Below are 18,318 nucleotides of genomic sequence, written 5' to 3' on the forward strand. Positions count from 1 at the left end.
TCTAAACCCGTGAGTAACTGTATCCGCCTTTCTTTATATATAAATTATGAAATTGCCCTTTAGATGGTGCGGATATGAAGGCGAGATAAATTTCACTGGGGACTAAATAATACTCGTAGGTCCCGCTCTTTAGAAAGACAACACGCAATGTGCCAGTTGCTTCATCATAGCCTATCGCCTGCACTGTGCTGGACGATACATCAATCATTTCCATATCGTTAGACAAATTATATTTTTTGTTTTCTCCAATTAGTTAAAGCCATTGAAAAATTTGGCTTGGCAGGCTCGACTTTATTCCAAGTTTCTGAAGGAAGTGGGTCTCCACTATCCGGACGCGGTGTAACCTCATAAATAGCTACTCGACTTGGAATCTTTATAGCCTCACCAACTACTATTGCTTCTCCTGTCCTAAGTGATGGCAGATAGTCAGACAAGTTGCCGGAGTTATCTGGTAGGTAAGACTTTATAATTGATTGGTCATCGGACGTTGATAAACGTAACGCGATGAAGGTCCCGCATTGGGATAGAATAGATGTATCTAAATCAGATGGACGCTGACTAATGATTATAGCCCCAATTCCGTATTTTCTCCCCTCTTTACAGACTCTTTGTACCGCAGAAGTGGCATAGCCCTGAACATGTACCCCTCCACCCCCATGAGGCAAGTAGGAGTGTGCTTCTTCAAAGACTAGTAGGAGCGGCCGCTGCCTACCGATACCATCAATTTTACGTCCCCAAAACATTGTCTCGTACGTAAGTCTCGTAATTTGTCCAACAGCCAAATCAATGATATTGTAGGGGATTCCTCCTAGATCAAGAATGGTTATCGGCTTGTCATGGTTCAGCCAATCATTTAGAAGTGAATTCAAATCAATATTTATTCCGTCGTATTCTGCGCAATCGAATAAAAATCCCAGTCGGTTGTCCAATAATTTTCCTCTAAGCTTTCCCAGATATGACAACATCAGTTTGCTCGGATCATAAATAAAAGGTGGTGATGAACCCGTACCAGCGGGATTAAATTGAGGTAATTCCAGTGTTTCTTTACTGCCAATTATTGGTTCTCCATTTTCGTCTACTTTAAAGGAAATGGTGCTGAGATCACTCTTAACTTGAACGGTACAGTTCGTCTCGATATATAGTTCATACCAAATCTTCTTTAAATCAAACGGGATTGGTGAATCAACTGTTATTTGGTTTTCCGGGATAGCTCCACTTAGTAACTTACTTGCATTTTCTATTTTCTGCTTCAAAATCTCCTGTTGAAGTTTAAGGTCTTGCGCTGAATCCATAGCCTGCTTTTTATCAAACAGGATTAACGCTAATTCATTATATGATAAGCACCAATAGGGTATCTTAAGGGGATTTTTGCCGCCAATTGAATAAACTTTGCTTTGGTTTTGTAGAGCCGTGTGATATTCAGAGTGTGGATCAATTAATATTATTTTTGCTTTTGGATAATTTCCTGTATTTATAGATTGGAGCAAAGCAGAGACAGAATTAGATTTTCCAGATCCCGTAGAACCAACAACTGCACAATGACGGGTTACAAGCTTGTCGATGTCTAGAAGGGCTGGTATGGAGTCAGAATTTGCAATACTTCCAATATTAATATAATTTACATTAGAAATTTTTCCATAAATATTTTCCAAGTCACTTTCGGAAACCAAGTGTACTTCGTCGCCAATGGTTGGGAATTGGCTAATTCCTTTCTGAAATGTCTTTGTAGTTGAGCCCTCACCTACAAGTTGAATAGTCATCCACCTAGTACCATACGGGAGTTTGTCAACTAAGTTTTCAGGAACGGCGCTTGCGCCAACCTGCACGATGATACCATACAATAGCGAGAAGCCAAGGGGAATCTTGATGAAGGTACCTATTTGTCCAATTCTGTATCCATGTCCATCAACATAAGCTAGTCCTGACAATGAGTCGTTCGAGAGTAAAACTTTAACTGTTGACCCCTTTACATCTTCGATAGTGCCAAGTAGTGTTGCTTTTTGTTTCATTTTGCAGGCTGATTATCTTGGACGACAAGATGGTGGAGAAAGTTTCCGAAATGTCGAAAATCTCCTAGTTGAAGCTTCCATGTCTTCAGAGTTTTCGAACCATCGTTTGGGTCCTGAATATCCTCGGTTTGGATAACCCCAGCTATATTATCTTCTGGATTATACTTGACTACTTTCCATTTTCCTCGCTTCGTGCCAATCATAGCCTCGTCGAGTGCCCAAAGGCCTATGTTTGGCCTTGATTTTGCCATTGCCAATGCTTTGGGATAACCTTCCAAATTTCCGAAAAGTAGAGCTACTATCATTGAGGATGGGTTGGCTACTAACGCGTTAAGCATTGCATCATTGATATGGTCATCATTAAAGGAATAACCTGACGTAATAAGTACGCTTGAATCATTTTTTATAGATCTTGTAAGGTGATCCAATAGAGCCAAGTAGGGCATTTTGCGGCTCTGATCGTATTTAAGATGAGAGGGATAAATAAGGGGCGAATTTATCGAGTCGATTTTGACGCCGGTGCTCCTGTGAATTTTCGAGTCGGACTTATACCAATTAAGGGAGCCATGGATTTTCCAAACCCTTGTCCAATGCTTTGGAATTTGGTTATCTTCAACAGCCTTCAAGTCAAAAAATGAGTTTCTTGACCCAACGAATCCATCAAAATAAGGGATCAATGATTCTTCTAGTGCTTGCTCAAGAAGAAGGTCATAATTTGTAGTAAATATATCGACTGCTTGTTCCCGGTCGATTGAGGCAATCCAAGCAGATAACTGATGATATGGAGTTTCACTATCGGGTAAAGCTACATCTATTAAATCAACGATTTTGTGGCATATCACCTTTTCAATTTCCGCTAGGTCATTTTGTGAGAACCCCCTTACCTTTCCCTTCCCCGCAACATGACCAAGTGCTCTGATGAAACTTAATACTTGTTCTATGTTTTCATGGTCAATGCCATCTGAGCTAATTTCTTGTAGTAAATCTTGATATCTATGAGAAATGTTGCCGGGTTCAGCGAAGTGTACATTGACTTTCTGCGACAACTCCTTTATTGCCGGAATAAGTGGCCAAGCACCAGCAGGCATGGTTACACCTAATGGACAACCAGCAGATATGAAAAATGCCAACGGCTTTTTCCCGTTGGATAATATTTGACTTAGGAAATTTATTTGTTTTGAAGGATCATGAAAGATTTGCATTGTGAATTGGGAGGGTTTGAATTCTACAATACAATTACTTAAATAAATTTATTTATCTAAAATATTTAACAAAAAATATTGACGACGTAATGTTTGTGGTAGCGAAATAAGCCAGTAGCTCTGTACGCTGCCATTAATTGATCCTAATAATTCTCACATCTCTGGACAACCTACGATACCTACTTTGGCATGGGTCATTAGATATGTTTATGGCCCCTCAATCAACCGCTCCAACCGCCCCATCATCTCATCCTTCTCCTTCAACATCCGCTCGTACAAAGCAATCTTCTCTTCATGAAGCTGCATTAATTTATCAATAGGATGAAAAGTCGGGTTGTTGTTAACCGCATTCAACATAGCATTGTCATTGAATGTATTAGAAATCACATTCACCGCCTTTTCCTCATCAAAATTCCGAATCGCTTCCACAGGTATTTTCAGTATCGCCGCTACTTGTTCCAAAATGTCGGAATCGATCTTTTCGCGCTGTTCGAGCGTGGAGATTCTTTGCTGGTTCCAATCGCTGCCGAGCTCGAAGGCGAGCATGTCCTGTTTGATTCCGAGCATTTCGCGGAACCGTTTCACGTTGCGGCCTTCGTGGATCTTCGGGTTGGAGGTAGTATGTGTCATACCGGGGCTATTTCGTTGAAAAGGCAATTTATATAAATCCATCGGGAAGTGTTCCGGTAATTTACAGGTATTTCGGCGTAAGTTACGCGGCCCGCGGGTTGGGTACGGGTTGCAGGAATGCGTGCTTTACGGAAAACGTAAATGCACGGTTTGTGCCACACTTCTTACACCCACAAAATGAGCACAGAAACACACTCTATCGAATGCACGGATGCGATGTTGCGGGCCTATGGCCGCGAGGTAGGCAAGCTCCTGAGCAGCAGCAGTGCCGAATGCTGGCGGGACGAACTCTGGACGATCTTCACCGGCTACATCATCTCCCTCAAAGAACAAGGCCCCGCGCCGGAGCTTTGCGATACGTACTTTTCGTTTAAGGAGCTGATTGCGTTTTTTGAGAATGTGGAGCGGATTGGGAGTGGGGAGGGGGAGAACGCAATGTAACGGCGACTGCCCTCACCTGCTGTCAGGCAACGGGTTCTCTGTCCAGGTCGCTATACGGATAATACCCGGCTTCTTTCAGCTTTTGCAGCAATTCGGACGTTCCGTTTTCCCTCGCGAAGTCCAGCTCGCTTGCAAAAACGGTAATGCACAGGAGCAAATGGTGTTTTCGGGTGCCGACTATAAGTTCCTTGTTGTCGGGTTCGTAGAGGTCCAATACAACATATGTGTTTTCCTCGTCGTCTCCATTGGGCACTTCGCAGGTTTCACCTGGATTCAGCACTGCTTCTTGTGAGAAAAGGCCGATGGTCGTGAAAATATGGCAAACTTCTCGCTCTATTAGATCGAAAGGTGTCGGCATTTCTTTGCCGGAATCATAACTGAGTTTGGTAAAAGCTACCAGCTCGTAGGTCCCGAAGCGGTTGCGCCGTGGGCCGTTCCCATCCGGATCAAAAGCTCCATCGTTGCAAAGCCGGTGCCCGGAATGTGGTTCGGGAAGTAGTACATATCCACCGCCCCGCCTACTGCAAAAGGGATTATTGCATGTCCGACAATATCATGCATTTTGCCGAGCACGTTTTCGAGGCCTTTTCGCTTAGCCTCGTAGTCTGCCTCAAATTCTTCCTCGCTAAATTCTCTCGGGGGCAGGTTGTCTTGTTTTTTGAAAAGGTTTTTGACAAAATTCAGCATATGATTTTTAAGGAGGGAAGTTGCTAGTCCAATTTTCGAGAATGTGGAGCGGATTGGGAGAGAGGAGCCGCTATTCAGGCTTGACGTGCGTGATTTTGCCATCTCTCATGACCACGAGCACGCTGTTTTTCTGCTTCTTGTATTCGATGAGTTTTTCGTAGGCCTTGTCCAGGCCGGCAAGAAGCTTGTCTCGTAATTCCATTTGCTCTTTAACCGTGGTCATAATAGCTCTTTAATTGAGTGAATTTATGATCTTCAAGAATGTTCATGCCACCGTCCACTGTCTTCTGTGCGAGTAAGTGGCGCTTGCCCCAAGAGTTATCGAAGATGAACGCGCCGTCCACAATCGGTAGGTAAATATCGAACAAATTTCTGATTCCTTTAAAATACCTTCGTTCGATTACTTGGGGTTCAATGTTATGGCCGCCTTCCGACACTCTGATTCTGACACGTTCCTTGGCTAACTCGACATTTTCCAGCCAGAAAAAGATTAATGTCGCGGTGTATCCTTGCCGCTTTGCTTCTTCGATCTTGGATTTGTAGCTCCTGGTCGCCAGCGTTGTTTCAAACGCAAAGCTTTCGTCACTTTTCAGCAGGTCGTTAATGCGGTTCAGCATAATACGCCCGGCTTCGAAGGCTACTTTTTCGGGTTGAAAGGGAGATATACCTTTGGCGATTTCATCCGCATTGACGAACTCTTTACATTCAATAATTTCGGGCAAAATGGTGAAGGAGGCGGTGGTTTTACCTGCTCCATTGCATCCGGCTATGATGTAAAGGTTCTTGTTTGGCATAAGCGTGTCGCGTCCATCAGTGGCGTCGTAAATAATCACTTTTCACGAAAACAGTCAATAAATAATTACTTTTCACAAGAAATAAGTGTTTTTCACAAATGAACCAGCCGATCCGCTACATCATTGCCATCCGCCCGCCCGCAGCCATTATCGCCGAGGTGAAAGAAATGAAGCTGGCTTTGAAGAAGGCCGTTGGCGGATTTTACAATAGCGTCAACTCAGAAGCGCATATCACACTTTTTGAGTTTTATGCTTATGATGAGCACTATCCGGCATTGCTTAACGAGTTAGCGAGGGTGGTAGGAATGCTAGCTTCTTTTGATCTGGAATTTCAAGGCTTTAATCACTTTGCTACCACTGGCGCATTTTACATTCAACTCACCAGCGAATCGTCAAAATCAGTTACCGAGCGGTGCATTCAATTCCGGCAAACATTAAGTCCCGAAATTCTAAATATCCACACCGAAGGCTGGACCGACATGTTCGCAACGCCGCATATGACCATCGGCCGGCGGCTGCGAGCGGATTGGATCGAAACAGCCTATTCACTGTTCGATCGGTTCGATGCAAAGTTCTGGTGCGATTCCCTCGCTGTGCGAAAGTTCAATGACGATCGAAAGCAGTTCGACGTCATTGCGGAGCTGCCGATGGCTGCGATGAGCTCATAACATAAAAACGGCGAACAGTTCCAGAACTGCCCGCCGTTTCCCGTAGTCATAAGACAACATTTATTTCCCGCCCTTCGCCTGCTTCAACGCCGACGTCGTCAGCCAATATTTAGCAATCATATTCGGCACCTCCCATTCCGGCAACTTCCCGGCTTTGAGATACCCCATATAAGCATTAGCCACCTGCGCGAAGTGCGATTCGTGGCCGGTATCGTATTTGGCATCGATCACGACTTCCCAACCCGCAGCAGTCTTTTTCAGATCCACTCCGGGATACTTATCCTGCACGGATTTAAATGCAGCCGCCACCGCATCTTCGTATGCTTTCGATTTATCCGTAGTTTCAATATAAAGCACAGGCTTGTACTTCTGCTCCTTGCCCTGGCGGACGATCAGGTTGGCTTTCGAGCCTTTCATGATCGAGTAATGCGTGTCGCCGGTGCCTTCGGGGGCCTGGAAGTTCCAGATCACGGATACTTTCGCGTGCACGCCTTTGAGGGTGTAGTTCAGTTCGCCGTTGGAATACACATTCAGCAAAGTGTCCTTAATGTCCTTTTTGAGGAAGTCAGGGTAGGTTTCGCTTTTGGTGACGAGCTTGAACTGCGAGGGCGTGAGTTGGGTCGCGGTGCGTTTCGTCGAGAGGAGTTGAATGTCCTTTTGATAATCGAGGGATACATTCGGGAAGCAGCTCCATTGCACGAGGTCCACGAGGTGGGTCGTCACGTCTACCATGCCTTCGCCTTGCTGGTTTACATCAAAAAACCAGGTAGGACGTACCAGCGGCTCGCCGGAAATGTATTTGAAGAAGTGGTGAACACTTTCTTTCGATACGGCCGGGTTTTCAGGCGTACCTTTTTGCAGTTCGCCGAAGATCTCGGGCAGCAATGCGAGTTCGCGTTGCAGGGTGTTGGTGATCTCGTAACGCTCGGTCATGATGTCGTACAGGAGCACCTTGTTTTTGTCGGCGCTGGCGAATGCTTCTTTCAGCTTGTCGAAGCCCGCCGCGTCGATCGCCATCGGTTTGTCGGCGAGGACGTTCAGGCCTGCGTCGACGGATCTTTTGATGAAATCGGTCTTTTTCTGGTTGTTGCCGGCCAGTACCACCACATTGCCTTTTTTCTCCGAAATCATTTTTTCAAAGAAATCGGAGCCGGTGTAAACCTCCTCCTTCCAATGCGTCGGCGCTTCGGGGCGGGTGTTGTATTTCTCCACCTTGTCGAGGTAAGCCTTCACATCCGGGCCTTCGGACGCGTACACGTGCACGACCGAATCCACATCGTCATACATCGATTTCTGAACCAGCGCCGCATGGAAGTGGCCGGGTTCCACCACGATCAGGCTCAGCGGTTTCTTCTCCTCATTCTTGGCCTCCTCTTTCTTCGAATTACATCCCTGATTGAATACCATTGCGCTCAATAAAGCGATTGTCAAGAGTTCTTTTCTCATTTGAATGGGTTGAGGTAATACATTGCAAGATAGCTCCGGTGCGGAACTATGCCTGCGAGTATGACGAAATTTCTTTGAGCTTCCCTGAACTCGCCTGGTCAATGAACAAGATCGCGTGCGGATGCTTGCGGAGGATGGTCGACGGGTAGGCTTCCTCGATGTCCTCGGCCACGGTGTGGTAAATGGCCTGCGCCTTTTTCTCGCCGGGCACGATGCAGAAGGCATATTTGGCCTTCATGAGCGTCGGAATGGTGAGGGTCAATGCGGTTTGCGGCACTTCGGCGAAGGTGTCGAAGCATTCGTCGTTTACTTGCTGCTGGCGGCAGGCGTCGTCGAGCTCCACGACTTTCACTTCCAATGGATCATCGAAAAACGCCACATGCGGGTCGTTGAATGCCAAATGCCCATTCTCGCCGATCCCGAGGCACACAATGTCGATAGGGTTTTCGCGGAGCAGTTTCGCATACCGGTCGCATTCCTGCTGCGGATCGGTAGCGTTACCGTCGAGATACGAAACCGAGCGCACGGGCACGTGGTCGAACAACCGTACTTTCAGGAAATACCCGAAGTTCTGCGGCGCATCGGCGGCGATGCCGATGTATTCGTCCATGTGAAACGCATTGATTTTCTCCCATTGAATGACCGGCTCGTCCTTCAACGTCGCCAGAAACTCGTTCTGCGAAGGCGCCGAGGCGAAGATGATGTTTACAAACTCTTGGGTATCCTGAATCTCCCGGATCTTGTCCGCCACGGCCTTGGCCGCAGCTTCGCCCATTTGCTGGCGGGTTTCGGAGATATTGATTTCCAGTTGGTCGACTTTCATTTTTTTGTGGTAGGTTAAATTTGGGGTATAGCGTTATGGAAAATGGTTTTTCCCTTGATAATCGTCCTTTTAATGCGGACGTCGGCGTCGAAGATCACGATATCGGCGTCTTTGCCCGCTACTAATGTGCCCTTGCGGTCGTGTACGCCCATAATGCGGGCGGGCGTTGCGCTGGCCATGCGCACGGCGTCGAGCAGCGACACGTCGGCCATGTGCACCATCGTGCGCACTAGGCGGTCAGCCGTGGAGACGCTTCCGGCAAACGAGGTACGGTCGGGCAGCTTCGCCACACCATCCTCGACGATCACTTTCAACCCGTTTTTCAGCGAGCCAAGCATACTTTCTCCTTCCGGCATTCCGGCGGCGCGCATGGCGTCGGTAATCAATGCAATGCGGTCGGGACCTTTGATTTTAACAATGAGTTTCAACAGCGGCGCAGGCAAATGCACGCCATCGGCGATGATCTCCACATCCATATCGAGCAAAAACGCGCTTTCGATCGTGCCCGCGTACCGGAACGCATTTCTGCGCGTCACGCCCGACATGGCCGAGTACAGGTGCGTCGCGAGCGTGTAGCCGTTCTCGAACGCTTCCAGCACATCCTCGTAAATAGCATCCGTATGGGCCACGGCGGCCAGAATGCCTTTTTGTTTTAATCTTTTCCCAAATTCAATAGCCCCCGGCAGCTCCGGCGCGGCGCTCCATCGGGTGATCGAATTGGAGTAGGCCAACACTTCCTCATACTCTGCGGGATCGGGATTTCGGATGTAGCGTGGGTCCTGCGCCCCCCGCTGGCTCAATGCGAAATAGGGGCCTTCCAAATGCATTCCGAGAAACTGCGCGCCATTCGCATTGGCTGCATTGGCCTTTTCGTAGCAATCCAGCGTTTCGAGCAGGTCCTCTTTTTCGGCGGTCAACGTGGTCGGTACCATGGCCGTGGTGCCGTATTGGGCATGCGTTTCGGCAATTTTCAAAAATGCCTCCGCGCTGCCATCCATGAAATCATGCCCGCCGCCACCGTGGATGTGCAGGTCGATGAAGCCGGGGGCTACGTAATGGCCTTCGGCATCGATGACTTCCGCATCAGGAAAATCCACATCCCGCGTTTCAATACCGATAATGACGCCGTCCTCCACCAAGACGGTACCGTTGCGGATGTAGCGGTAGGGGGAGATTAGCGTGCCGTTGGTGATTTTTAGTTTCATCGTTCTAGTTTTGAATGAGTGAATGAGTCAATGAGTGAATGAGTGAATGCGGAAATTCAAAAAATATTCACTCATTCACTCATTCACTCATTCACTCATTCGCTAATTCACTCATTAAATTCCCCATTTGCGCAACTTGTGCCCCTTCACCGCGTAAAAAACCAGATACAAATAGCAAGGCAGCAACACCCAATAAGCCTCCCTTACATTCACCACATCCGCGAAATGCCCGTAGAAAAGCGGCATAATGGCATTTCCGCAAAGCCCCATGATCATCACCGAAGCACCCAACTTGGTGAAGCGCCCCAAATCATCCAACGCCAGCGGCCAGATGCCTGCCCAAACAAGCGAGTTGGCGAGGCCGAGCAGGACGACGAACCAGATAGAAATGTCGGTCGTATGCCCCAGGAAGGTCACTTGTCCGTGGGTGAAGATGATAAGCAGTGTAAAAATGGTCCCCAGCAATGTGCAGATCCGCAGCGCGTTCACCTGGCTGATGAATTTTGGAATGACGGTAATTCCGATGAGATACCCGCAAATGGTGCAGAACAGCGTGTAGGAAGGGAAGACTTTCGCTTCGAGCAAATCAATGCCCATGGAATTGGCATAACCGATAATGGTATCGATCGCGATCACCTGCGTGCCTACGTGCAGGAAGATCGCCAGCGCGCCGAGGATGAGGTGCGGGAAATCGAAAATGCTTTTCTTACCTGCATTGGCAGAAGCTATTTCCTGGCTTTCGTGCTCGGTGTCGATTTCGGGTAATGGGGATTTGAAAACCAGGTAACCCAATGCGAACAGGAATGTGCCGAGGGCAATGTAAGGATTAATCACCCGGCGGATCAACTCGTCCAGTGCGGCGCTGCGTTCGGCATCGCTCATGGTGCCGAGCTGGGCGAAAAGGTCGGTATCGGTGGGTTTCAGGATGACGGCAGCGAAGACGATCGGCGAGAGGATACCGGCGGCTTTGTTGCAAATGCCCATCATGCTGATCCGCTGCGCCGCGCGTTCCTTGGCGCCTAGGATGGTAATGTAAGGGTTAGCGGCCGTTTGGAGGATAGCAAGGCCGATCCCGATCGTGAAAAGGCCCATCAGGAATATCTCGTAAGTCCGCGACATCGCAGCCGGCACGAATATGAATGCCCCCAATGCCATCGCCCAGAAGCCGATCATCATGCCCTTTTTGAAACCCACGGCCTTCAACAAATAGGACGAAGGCACCGACATCACGAAGTAGGCAATGTAAAAGGCAAATGCGACGAGGTAAGCCTGAAAGCTCGTCAGTTCACAGGCGATTTTGAAATAGGGGATCAATATGGAATTGACCCACGACACAAAACCGAAAATAAAGAACATCAGGCCGATCAGGAAGATCGAAATTGTCGTCTCCCGCTTCGTTAGGTTTTCTACTTTAATGGCAATCGCTTCGCTTTTCATAATTTATACCGTCGGCTCCCAGCCTTTTTGATACTCGCGTTTCCAGAATTTCTCGGCGGCTTTGCTGCCTTTGATATGGCCGTTGCTTGGGTCGATATTCAGCGTTTCGCCCGAGCGGATCGCGATGTTACCCAGCTGCGCCAGCAGCGTGCTCTGGTGCCCGCCGACGATCTCCGCCGCCACAGGCGTTCCCTTCTTAATGCCTTCGAAGAAATTTTGAATATGCAATGCGTCGAGCCCTTGCGAAGGGTTCATTTTGTTCAATGGGTCAATCTTGAAGTCGTTTTTGACGTCCTTGACCAGCTTGTTGTCCAGGTCGAATACTTTATAAGTATTGCCCTCGCCGATCTGAATCGAGCCTTTTTCACCATAGAATACCACGCCTACCGAGCTGCCTTCGATCGTGCGTCCGTTGCAGCTGCGGCCTTCCCAGGTCATGGCGGTGTTGTTCGCGAATTCGAGGTTGATAACCTGTGTATCAGGTGTTTCCCAGTCGTCTTTGTAGCGGAAACGGCCGCCTGAGGAGGTGACACGCGTCGGGTAATCCACTTGCAGGCCCCAGCGCATGAGGTCGAGCATGTGGGTGCCGTTGTTGAGCGCCTCGCCGGTGCCCCAGTTCCAGAACCAGTGCCAGTTGTAATGCACCACATTGTCTTTGTAAGCGCGGCGAGGCGCAGGGCCTTGCCACAGCTCATAGTCGAGCCAGGAGGGAACGGCGGTTTCCTTGCCTATGCCAATGGAAGCACGGTTATTGGTATACCAGCCTTTGGCAAAATACGCCCGGCCGATCACGCCGTCATGCACTTCCTTGATGCCCGCCGCCACATTCGGCCAGGAGCGGCGCTGGTTGCCCATCTGGATCACATTCTTGTATTTTTTTGCCACGGCAATGAGCAGCTCGCCTTCGTGCGGGTTGTGGCTGCAAGGTTTTTCGAGGTACACATGCTTGCCCGCTTTGGAGGCCAGAATAGCCGCCGGCGCATGCCAGTGATCCGGCGCAGCCACCACTAAAGCGTCCATGTCCTTATTTTCAAGCGCCTTGCGGAAGTCGGGCGTGTTAGCAGGTTTGGATTTTTGGGTGTCGTTCACGACGCTGATGCATTTCTCGGCAGCACGCGTATCGACGTCCGAAATGGACACCACTTCGCAGTTAGGCTGCAATGCATAGTTGGTCGCCAATGCCAGCCCGCGGCTGTTTACGCCCATCATACCGACGCGTACCTTCTCGTTCGCGCCGATGATTTTGGCATAACTTTTCGGACTGAAACCAGGCAATACGCCGCCGAATGTCAGCAATGCGCTGCCGGCCAGTGATTTTTTAAGGAAGTCACGACGGTCGTTACCGCGGCGGTCGTTATTTGAATTTAGGTTCTCCATTGAAGAAAAAGGTTAATGTCAGGTTATTGAAATGGATTGGGGATTTTGATAAGGTCCTGGATAATCTTGCCCTCCTGCTCGAAACGGGCGAGGGTGTAAACAGCGCCATCGGCACCGACGGCGATCGAATTCACGTAGGTCGGTCGTTCGCCGTCTTCGTAAAAGATCGCCCCGTGGTCTTTATATGTATGCGTGGGCAAATGAAATGTAATTAAATGCAGATTTTCCAACCCGCGTGCGGCGCCTTTTGCTATCTGATCTTCGCCTTTCACACGTTTGCCGTGCTCATAAATCGGCCCGCCGGTGAGGTAATAGATCGTTTCGCCATCCGGACCGAGCTGGAAGCCAAGGTAACCGTAGCTGAACTGATCGAACATCCCGCTCCTGCGCGACGGCTCGGAGGTAATGCGTTCCACAAGTTCGACTTTTTCCTCTCGGGGGTCGAAACGGAACAGATAACCCGAATTGCCATGCACGCCGTAAGCGACCTGCTCTTGCGGATGCCAGAAGATTTTCCGCCAGTTGTAGCACATGCTGCCAGGACGTGTCGGGTCGTATTTACCGAAATAGTCGAGGCGCAGGTCTGCGCTTTCTAGTTTACGTAAAAATTGGGTTTCAGGGTTGTAGGTAAGAATATCACCGTCGGCAACCGAAAAATACACATCGCCCAACTCCGCGTCCACAAACAGCGAGCGGCAAAGCGAACGAAAATCCGAGCCCGGCGTGCCTGCTTCGCCTTTGTACGAAATGGGGCCGAGGTTTTTCAGCACCTTATTCTCAACATCGTAATGAATAAAATGCCCGTAAGGCCACGTAATGCCGTACAAATGCCCGCGGTCGCGATCCATGGTCATGGACACCATGCCTTCGCCGTCCGGGACCAATGCCAGGTCCTCGAATGCCCCGGTTTTAAGGTCGTAGGAGAGAAAATGCCCGCCGGGATACAATGCATATCCTTCCGGCGCCTGTTCGGGAAGGCGGTCCATGCCGTCGATGAGCTGGTAATAGCCCACGTGGGTCGAGAAATAGAGCTTGCCATTTCTTTCGTAAAAACGCACGTGGCTCTTGCCTTGCGGAATGGCTTTTAAATGCTTTTCGCCGCAAATGTCGGTGAGGTCACCGAGATGGGTAATGCTGTCACCGGCCGGATCGTAGACAAACATCTGCCCGCCGATTTCGTGGTTATCCGACGACAGGATGTAATAGATCTTCCCATTGCTAGCCGCCGAGAGCGCGTTGTACGTATCGTGCGCACGCTCGAAGCCCGAATAGTAATGCTTCGCGGTCAACGTTTTAGGCTCAGCCAGCGGTTCGAAGTTCATGGAATAATCGATACTGTTCACGAAAAGAGGCAGACTTTGGGTAAACATTAATTTTTAATTACACGGGATTCCGGCGTGGCGACCCCGGCCTGCTTCGCCAGTTGCACCATCCCGTTCAATATTTCAATTTCCACATCTGACGCCCAGGTCGCGGGCAGCCCGTACACAATCGCGGCCACTTCGCCCTCATACCCGCCCTCGCGCAGGATGGTCGTACTGGGAATGTACGTCATCACATCATTGGAATAGCCCATCACAAACGTATCCTGACCGAATATTTGCTTCAAATTGATCGCATAATCCACCACCAGCTCGCCGCCGAGGGTCATGATAGCCTGGTCGCCGAGTTTCCACACCTGCAATGGAAAAGGGTAGGAGGTTTGAAACGGCTTTTTCTCTTCGATCTGCGCGATCATGCGCTTGGCCCATTTCTGCTGGAAACCGGTTGCTTTTTCGGCCATCGCGGAAAGTTGGGCGCGGGTGGGCGCAGTCGTTAATGAAAGCGTCACCTCATTGTAAGCCGTCGAAAGCTGCGGTGCCAATGGGTTCATTTCTTCACTCAAAACCCGCTCCACGGCCGCTGCAAGCGTTTTTCCATATTGAATGGCGAGCGGAACGGTATGCCTCGGTAATGGATTTTGATCCGCCCCCGCACCTTGGAAAAACAATGCGGTAGCACCCGGGTATAGCTTTTCGAGTTCGATCTGCGCCCAGCCGGGATAGTCGCCCGACCATTGGTAGCCGTCCAAAACAGTAGGATGGCAGGCATAGCCGAATGCGATGGCCATGATTTTCCCTTTCGCGTCCAGCACTTTCAGCACCGGCACGGCGGGGTCGCCGGGGCCGGTAATTTCGGTAAGCCTTTCCAATGTCGCCGCGTCGTTGTTCCGGCGGTTCACCTGGAAGCGCGTCACGCCGTTTTTTGCTTCGATCGTCGCCGGTTGCAATGCCTTCAATGCATCGCCAGTCAGCGTTATGATCTGATCGATCAGTTTGGCCGAGTACTGATCAATTTTCCTTTGGTCGGTTTCGGTTATCGGGTAAATATCCGACAACGCAGCTCCAAGCACGGGGCCGGAGTGCGTGTGCGAACTGTTGAGAATAATCTGTGCTTTGGAAAGTTTGTAGCGGTCATTGATTTTCGCCCTTAGCTCGTCAGACATTGCCTTTGGAAAGCCCAACAAATCCGTGGTAATGAGCACGGCCTGCTTGCCGTTCGCGTCCTGGATCGCCAATGCTTTGGCCCAAAGATCATGCAGCTTGCCCTCCGAAGCGTGCGTGCGCGCCGCGTAACCGGCCATCCACATCGGTTCAGCGGGCGTTATGGCTATTTTTGCCACACCCGCCTTCCAGCCCTGCGCGAATGCGGGGATGCAGGTCAAAAGCAGGAAAGTCCATGCGAGGGCTAGCTTCATTTTTGTCCTAATGTTTTGATCTTTTCGGCATTCTGATGGATCTTCTCAACGGCCGAAGCGATCGATTTCATGTCGTCTTTTGTGCCGAGGAGCATGTTTTGGGTGAACCAAACGGCTTCGTTACAAACCTGATCGTTCACCGGACATTTGTTCTGCGCATGATAGCGGTTAATGTCCAGCTTTTCCTTCGGATACATCCGCTGGTAGTTCTCCGAATCGAATGTGTCTTTCAAATAGGGCTGTGTATTCAAAGGCGTATATCCGCTCGAACACGGAACGCCTTCTGCCCGCAATGCTTTCAGAAATGCCTCGCGCGGTAATCCTTTGAACCCTTCCTTTTGATAACGGAAAGGAAACAAGTGAAAAGCGCCGCGGGTAACTTTGTCGTACAATTTATAAGGCACAATGCCCGAAATATCCTTGATCAGCGATTTGAGGTATTCGGCGTTTTCATTGCGCGTGGTCGTTTGTGCATCGAGGCGTTTCAGTTGCGCAATGCCGATCGCCGCCTGGTATTCCGAAAACCGCAGCTTAGTGCCCTGCATCACGGCCCCGGTACTGACCGAGCCCACGGCGCTTCCATAAGGATTACCGAAATTGGTATAGGAAAAACAGAGGTCGATGAAATGGTCGTTGTTACTCACAATCGCGCCGCCTTCGCCGATGGGCAGGTTTTTGGAGTTTTGAAAACTGAAACAGCCTGCGTCGCCAATGCTGCCGACTTTCTTTTTATCGTATTCTGCCAAATGCGCCTGGCAGGCGTCCTCGATCACGAGTAGTTTATGCTTTTTGGCAATGGCTATTACACGGTCCATATCCACAGGCAGCCCGAGAATGTGTACGGCCAGGATAGCTTTGGTGCGTGGTGTGATCTTAGCCTCGATCTTCGCCGGGTCGATCTGGAAAGTTTCGGCATCAATGTCCACGAACACCGGCATGGCGCCATTGGACAGAATGGAAGAAACCGACGCAATGAACGTGTAAGGCGGCACAAGCACCTCGTCGCCCGCGCCGATACCCATCTGGTGAATGGCGGTTACCAATGCGTTGGTTCCATTCACAACCGCGAGGCATCGCTTCACGCCCAAGGCTGCGGCCCATTCCTTTTCAAACCGGGTTACCACATCCGCCCGCGACCAGATGCCGCTCCTCATCACTTCCAGCAATAGTTTCTCGTCCGTTTCCGGGTTCCATTGCGGCCATATCGGCCATTTCACCTCCGCCCATGCTGACGGCCCGCCCAAAATCGCTGGCACCTGCGCCGACTTTGAAGCGATTGCCGGCAAGCCGGCCACCGACGACGATGCCAGGGCCACACCCAGCCCCGCCAGTGAGTTCTGTTTCAGAAACGTTCTTCGTGACAGTTTGGAGCTGAATGCTTGCATGGGACAATGGATTTAGGGTTGATTTCGAAAAATCTATTTTTTGCCGGCCTTGGCCAGCACGCTTTCCAGGGTCACGCTTTTGCCGCCCTGGCGCTTGCTTTCGTGGGCAGCTTCCATGAAAGAAAATATTTCAATGGTCTCTTCGGGTGTAACCGGCACCTCGCCGGTTTTGAAATACTTGATAATATCGACCAAAAGCGGCTCATAACCACCATAAGGCCCTAAAACTTTGTTGCCATCCTCGGTGAAAACTGTTCCGCCATAGTCGTGCTTGCCCGACCGTGTGCCGCGGAACGTACCCGTGCGGCCATCCTCCCAGATGCCCACCACGATATCGGTATTCGGTGTACTCACGCGGGTAACGCTTTTGCAGCCTCGTCCCATCACAGTGTACAGCGTTTCCACGCCGTGAATGCCGTACCAGAAGAAATCAGGGTGTGTTTTTTCGAAAACGGCCGGACTATACGTATCCGCGCCGAGCACCTTTTTCTTATCGAGGCTCTCAACTCCTTTGATATACCGGAGCGAGGAAGCTGAGAAAACTGGGATATTGTATTTTTTAGAAGCTTCGAAAATTTTCAGCGTGTCTGAAAGCGAGGCAGCGACCGGCTTGTCGATAAACATCCGTTTTCCCGCCTTTAAAACTTCCACCGCCTGCTCCAAATGCAGCCGCCCATCGTTCGTTTCGAGCAGGATTACATCGGTTTTATCCAGCAGTTCCTTGATCGAACCGACCACCTCGACGCCCATTTTCTTCACGTCCTCGATGTAACCCGGAATGCGTTTCGTGCTCGACTCGATGTCCTTGCTGCCGTAAGGATAGGCAGCCACTACTTTGTAACCGTCGTACACGGCATCCGGCTGCGGCGCGTTCAGCGCTTTTGTGAATGCGATCACGTGGGAAGTGTCCAAACCGATTATCCCGACCCGCTTGCCATCGGCAGGCCGCGCCAATGCAGGCCGCGCCAATGCAGGCAAATGATTTATCAAACCCAAGCTGATGCCGGCGGTTGCCGATTGGAAAATAAACTTTCGTCTGCTAAGCGAATGCATATGGGAAGTGGAAAAGAGGTTAGGAATAATCAGCCCGTCAATGATTTCGGGTACGTACCCGTAAATATACACACATATTTTAATTTACAACTAATCGCTTGAATTGTTTGAAGGAAATTTTGCGATGTAGATTATTTGAGAAAGCAAATATGGTTGAAGTGGAAAATGGCGGTGTTGCGGCAGCGCGAATGCGGCATCGGTTTTGTTGTTACATGCCTGACGGCATTTTCAGAATGGTCCTGAATATGGTTTTCTACCAGTATTACATGCCTGACGGCATTTGGTAGAATGGCCCTGAATTGGTTTTCTACCAATATTGCATGCCTGACGGCATTTGGTAGAATGGTCCTGAATTGGTTTTCTACCAATATTACATGCCTGACGGCATTTAGTTAGAATGGTCCTGAATATGGTTTTCTACCAG

The 18,318-nt window shown here is 49.7% G+C and carries 19 protein-coding genes; 2 read left to right on the plus strand and 17 right to left on the minus strand.

Annotated features, from left to right (window positions below; all coding sequences use genetic code 11):
- Window position 1: 1 nt before the first annotated feature.
- The 4 genes from DFER_RS30960 to DFER_RS22310 form a co-directional block, all read right to left on the minus strand.
- Entirely contained in the window at window positions 2-214 is a 213-nt protein-coding gene (locus DFER_RS30960; RefSeq protein WP_015813917.1) for a KTSC domain-containing protein, read from the minus strand.
- 13 nt (window positions 215-227) lie between these two features.
- The gene (locus tag DFER_RS22300) at window positions 228-2,009 is read right to left on the minus strand and encodes an ATP-binding protein (protein ID WP_015813918.1); all 1,782 of its coding nucleotides are present in this window, start codon (window positions 2,007-2,009) and stop codon (window positions 228-230) included.
- The gene (locus DFER_RS22305; protein WP_015813919.1) at window positions 2,006-3,211 is read right to left on the minus strand and encodes an SIR2 family protein; all 1,206 of its coding nucleotides are present in this window, start codon (window positions 3,209-3,211) and stop codon (window positions 2,006-2,008) included. Before DFER_RS22305 ends, DFER_RS22300 begins: the two co-directional genes overlap by 4 nt.
- Before the next feature lie 207 nt (window positions 3,212-3,418).
- Complete coding sequence (locus DFER_RS22310) at window positions 3,419-3,841, minus strand: helix-turn-helix domain-containing protein (protein WP_015813920.1); 423 nt, start codon at window positions 3,839-3,841, stop codon at window positions 3,419-3,421.
- 177 nt (window positions 3,842-4,018) lie between these two features.
- Here DFER_RS22310 and DFER_RS22315 point away from each other — a divergent pair, with 177 nt between their 5' ends.
- A complete protein-coding gene (locus DFER_RS22315; RefSeq protein WP_143828781.1) occupies window positions 4,019-4,282 on the plus strand; it encodes a hypothetical protein in 264 nt (87 codons plus the stop codon).
- A 22-nt stretch (window positions 4,283-4,304) separates the two neighbouring features.
- Here DFER_RS22315 and DFER_RS30380 read toward each other — a convergent pair whose 3' ends face one another.
- The 4 genes from DFER_RS30380 to DFER_RS22325 form a co-directional block, all read right to left on the minus strand.
- Window positions 4,305-4,640 (minus strand): suppressor of fused domain protein, encoded by a 336-nt coding sequence (locus DFER_RS30380; RefSeq protein WP_015813922.1) that lies wholly within the window; start codon window positions 4,638-4,640, stop codon window positions 4,305-4,307.
- 35 nt (window positions 4,641-4,675) lie between these two features.
- Window positions 4,676-4,969 carry a hypothetical protein gene (locus DFER_RS30385; protein WP_015813923.1) on the minus strand — a complete coding sequence of 98 codons (294 nt, stop codon included), beginning with the start codon at window positions 4,967-4,969 and terminating at the stop codon, window positions 4,676-4,678.
- Window positions 4,970-5,039: 70 nt separating this feature from the next.
- Window positions 5,040-5,192 (minus strand): DUF8506 family protein, encoded by a 153-nt coding sequence (locus DFER_RS30195; RefSeq protein ID WP_015813924.1) that lies wholly within the window; start codon window positions 5,190-5,192, stop codon window positions 5,040-5,042.
- Complete coding sequence (locus tag DFER_RS22325; protein ID WP_229206081.1) at window positions 5,179-5,802, minus strand: ATPase; 624 nt, start codon at window positions 5,800-5,802, stop codon at window positions 5,179-5,181. The genes DFER_RS30195 and DFER_RS22325 overlap by 14 nt, the downstream gene beginning before the upstream one ends.
- A 59-nt stretch (window positions 5,803-5,861) precedes the next feature.
- Between DFER_RS22325 and DFER_RS22330 the strand changes: the two genes are divergently transcribed.
- Entirely contained in the window at window positions 5,862-6,431 is a 570-nt protein-coding gene (locus DFER_RS22330) for a 2'-5' RNA ligase family protein (RefSeq protein WP_015813926.1), read from the plus strand.
- A 60-nt stretch (window positions 6,432-6,491) separates the two neighbouring features.
- On the opposite strand, the gene DFER_RS22335 is transcribed toward DFER_RS22330, so the two are convergent.
- The 9 genes from DFER_RS22335 to DFER_RS22375 all read right to left on the minus strand — a co-directional run bounded on the left by DFER_RS22335 (window position 6,492) and on the right by DFER_RS22375 (window position 17,894).
- Window positions 6,492-7,877: a putative oxidoreductase C-terminal domain-containing protein gene (locus tag DFER_RS22335; RefSeq protein ID WP_015813927.1), complete on the minus strand. Its 1,386-nt coding sequence runs from the start codon at window positions 7,875-7,877 to the stop codon at window positions 6,492-6,494.
- 46 nt (window positions 7,878-7,923) lie between these two features.
- Complete coding sequence (locus DFER_RS22340) at window positions 7,924-8,700, minus strand: glucosamine-6-phosphate deaminase (protein ID WP_015813928.1); 777 nt, start codon at window positions 8,698-8,700, stop codon at window positions 7,924-7,926.
- 14 nt (window positions 8,701-8,714) lie between these two features.
- The gene (nagA, locus tag DFER_RS22345; RefSeq protein ID WP_015813929.1) at window positions 8,715-9,905 is read right to left on the minus strand and encodes an N-acetylglucosamine-6-phosphate deacetylase; all 1,191 of its coding nucleotides are present in this window, start codon (window positions 9,903-9,905) and stop codon (window positions 8,715-8,717) included.
- 114 nt (window positions 9,906-10,019) lie between these two features.
- Window positions 10,020-11,342 carry a sugar MFS transporter gene (locus DFER_RS22350; RefSeq protein WP_015813930.1) on the minus strand — a complete coding sequence of 441 codons (1,323 nt, stop codon included), beginning with the start codon at window positions 11,340-11,342 and terminating at the stop codon, window positions 10,020-10,022.
- Between the two features lie 3 nt (window positions 11,343-11,345).
- Entirely contained in the window at window positions 11,346-12,719 is a 1,374-nt protein-coding gene (locus DFER_RS22355) for a Gfo/Idh/MocA family oxidoreductase (protein ID WP_015813931.1), read from the minus strand.
- A 23-nt stretch (window positions 12,720-12,742) separates the two neighbouring features.
- Window positions 12,743-14,089 (minus strand): NHL repeat-containing protein, encoded by a 1,347-nt coding sequence (locus DFER_RS22360; RefSeq protein WP_015813932.1) that lies wholly within the window; start codon window positions 14,087-14,089, stop codon window positions 12,743-12,745.
- Window positions 14,089-15,456 (minus strand): neutral/alkaline non-lysosomal ceramidase N-terminal domain-containing protein, encoded by a 1,368-nt coding sequence (locus DFER_RS22365; protein ID WP_015813933.1) that lies wholly within the window; start codon window positions 15,454-15,456, stop codon window positions 14,089-14,091. The genes DFER_RS22360 and DFER_RS22365 overlap by 1 nt, the downstream gene beginning before the upstream one ends.
- On the minus strand, window positions 15,453-16,841 hold the full coding sequence (locus tag DFER_RS22370) for a DegT/DnrJ/EryC1/StrS family aminotransferase (protein WP_015813934.1): 1,389 nt from the start codon (window positions 16,839-16,841) through the stop codon (window positions 15,453-15,455). Before DFER_RS22370 ends, DFER_RS22365 begins: the two co-directional genes overlap by 4 nt.
- Window positions 16,842-16,874: 33 nt before the next feature.
- A complete protein-coding gene (locus tag DFER_RS22375; RefSeq protein ID WP_041736599.1) occupies window positions 16,875-17,894 on the minus strand; it encodes a Gfo/Idh/MocA family protein in 1,020 nt (339 codons plus the stop codon).
- Between the last annotated feature and the right edge of the window lie 424 nt (window positions 17,895-18,318).

The organism is Dyadobacter fermentans DSM 18053 (assembly GCF_000023125.1).
Taxonomy (GTDB): Bacteria; Bacteroidota; Bacteroidia; order Cytophagales; family Spirosomataceae; genus Dyadobacter; species Dyadobacter fermentans.

Coding starts and splice junctions, on each gene's coding strand:
- DFER_RS30960 (WP_015813917.1), bottom strand. CDS start 214: ATGGAAATGATTGATGTATCGTCCAGCACAGTGCAGGCGATAGGCTAT.
- DFER_RS22300 (WP_015813918.1), bottom strand. CDS start 2,009: ATGAAACAAAAAGCAACACTACTTGGCACTATCGAAGATGTAAAGGGG.
- DFER_RS22305 (WP_015813919.1), bottom strand. CDS start 3,211: ATGCAAATCTTTCATGATCCTTCAAAACAAATAAATTTCCTAAGTCAA.
- DFER_RS22310 (WP_015813920.1), bottom strand. CDS start 3,841: ATGACACATACTACCTCCAACCCGAAGATCCACGAAGGCCGCAACGTG.
- DFER_RS22315 (WP_143828781.1), top strand. CDS start 4,019: ATGAGCACAGAAACACACTCTATCGAATGCACGGATGCGATGTTGCGG.
- DFER_RS30380 (WP_015813922.1), bottom strand. CDS start 4,640: ATGCCGACACCTTTCGATCTAATAGAGCGAGAAGTTTGCCATATTTTC.
- DFER_RS30385 (WP_015813923.1), bottom strand. CDS start 4,969: ATGCTGAATTTTGTCAAAAACCTTTTCAAAAAACAAGACAACCTGCCC.
- DFER_RS30195 (WP_015813924.1), bottom strand. CDS start 5,192: ATGACCACGGTTAAAGAGCAAATGGAATTACGAGACAAGCTTCTTGCC.
- DFER_RS22330 (WP_015813926.1), top strand. CDS start 5,862: ATGAACCAGCCGATCCGCTACATCATTGCCATCCGCCCGCCCGCAGCC.
- DFER_RS22335 (WP_015813927.1), bottom strand. CDS start 7,877: ATGAGAAAAGAACTCTTGACAATCGCTTTATTGAGCGCAATGGTATTC.
- DFER_RS22340 (WP_015813928.1), bottom strand. CDS start 8,700: ATGAAAGTCGACCAACTGGAAATCAATATCTCCGAAACCCGCCAGCAA.
- nagA (WP_015813929.1), bottom strand. CDS start 9,905: ATGAAACTAAAAATCACCAACGGCACGCTAATCTCCCCCTACCGCTAC.
- DFER_RS22350 (WP_015813930.1), bottom strand. CDS start 11,342: ATGAAAAGCGAAGCGATTGCCATTAAAGTAGAAAACCTAACGAAGCGG.
- DFER_RS22355 (WP_015813931.1), bottom strand. CDS start 12,719: ATGGAGAACCTAAATTCAAATAACGACCGCCGCGGTAACGACCGTCGT.
- DFER_RS22360 (WP_015813932.1), bottom strand. CDS start 14,089: ATGTTTACCCAAAGTCTGCCTCTTTTCGTGAACAGTATCGATTATTCC.
- DFER_RS22365 (WP_015813933.1), bottom strand. CDS start 15,456: ATGAAGCTAGCCCTCGCATGGACTTTCCTGCTTTTGACCTGCATCCCC.
- DFER_RS22370 (WP_015813934.1), bottom strand. CDS start 16,841: ATGCAAGCATTCAGCTCCAAACTGTCACGAAGAACGTTTCTGAAACAG.
- DFER_RS22375 (WP_041736599.1), bottom strand. CDS start 17,894: ATGCATTCGCTTAGCAGACGAAAGTTTATTTTCCAATCGGCAACCGCC.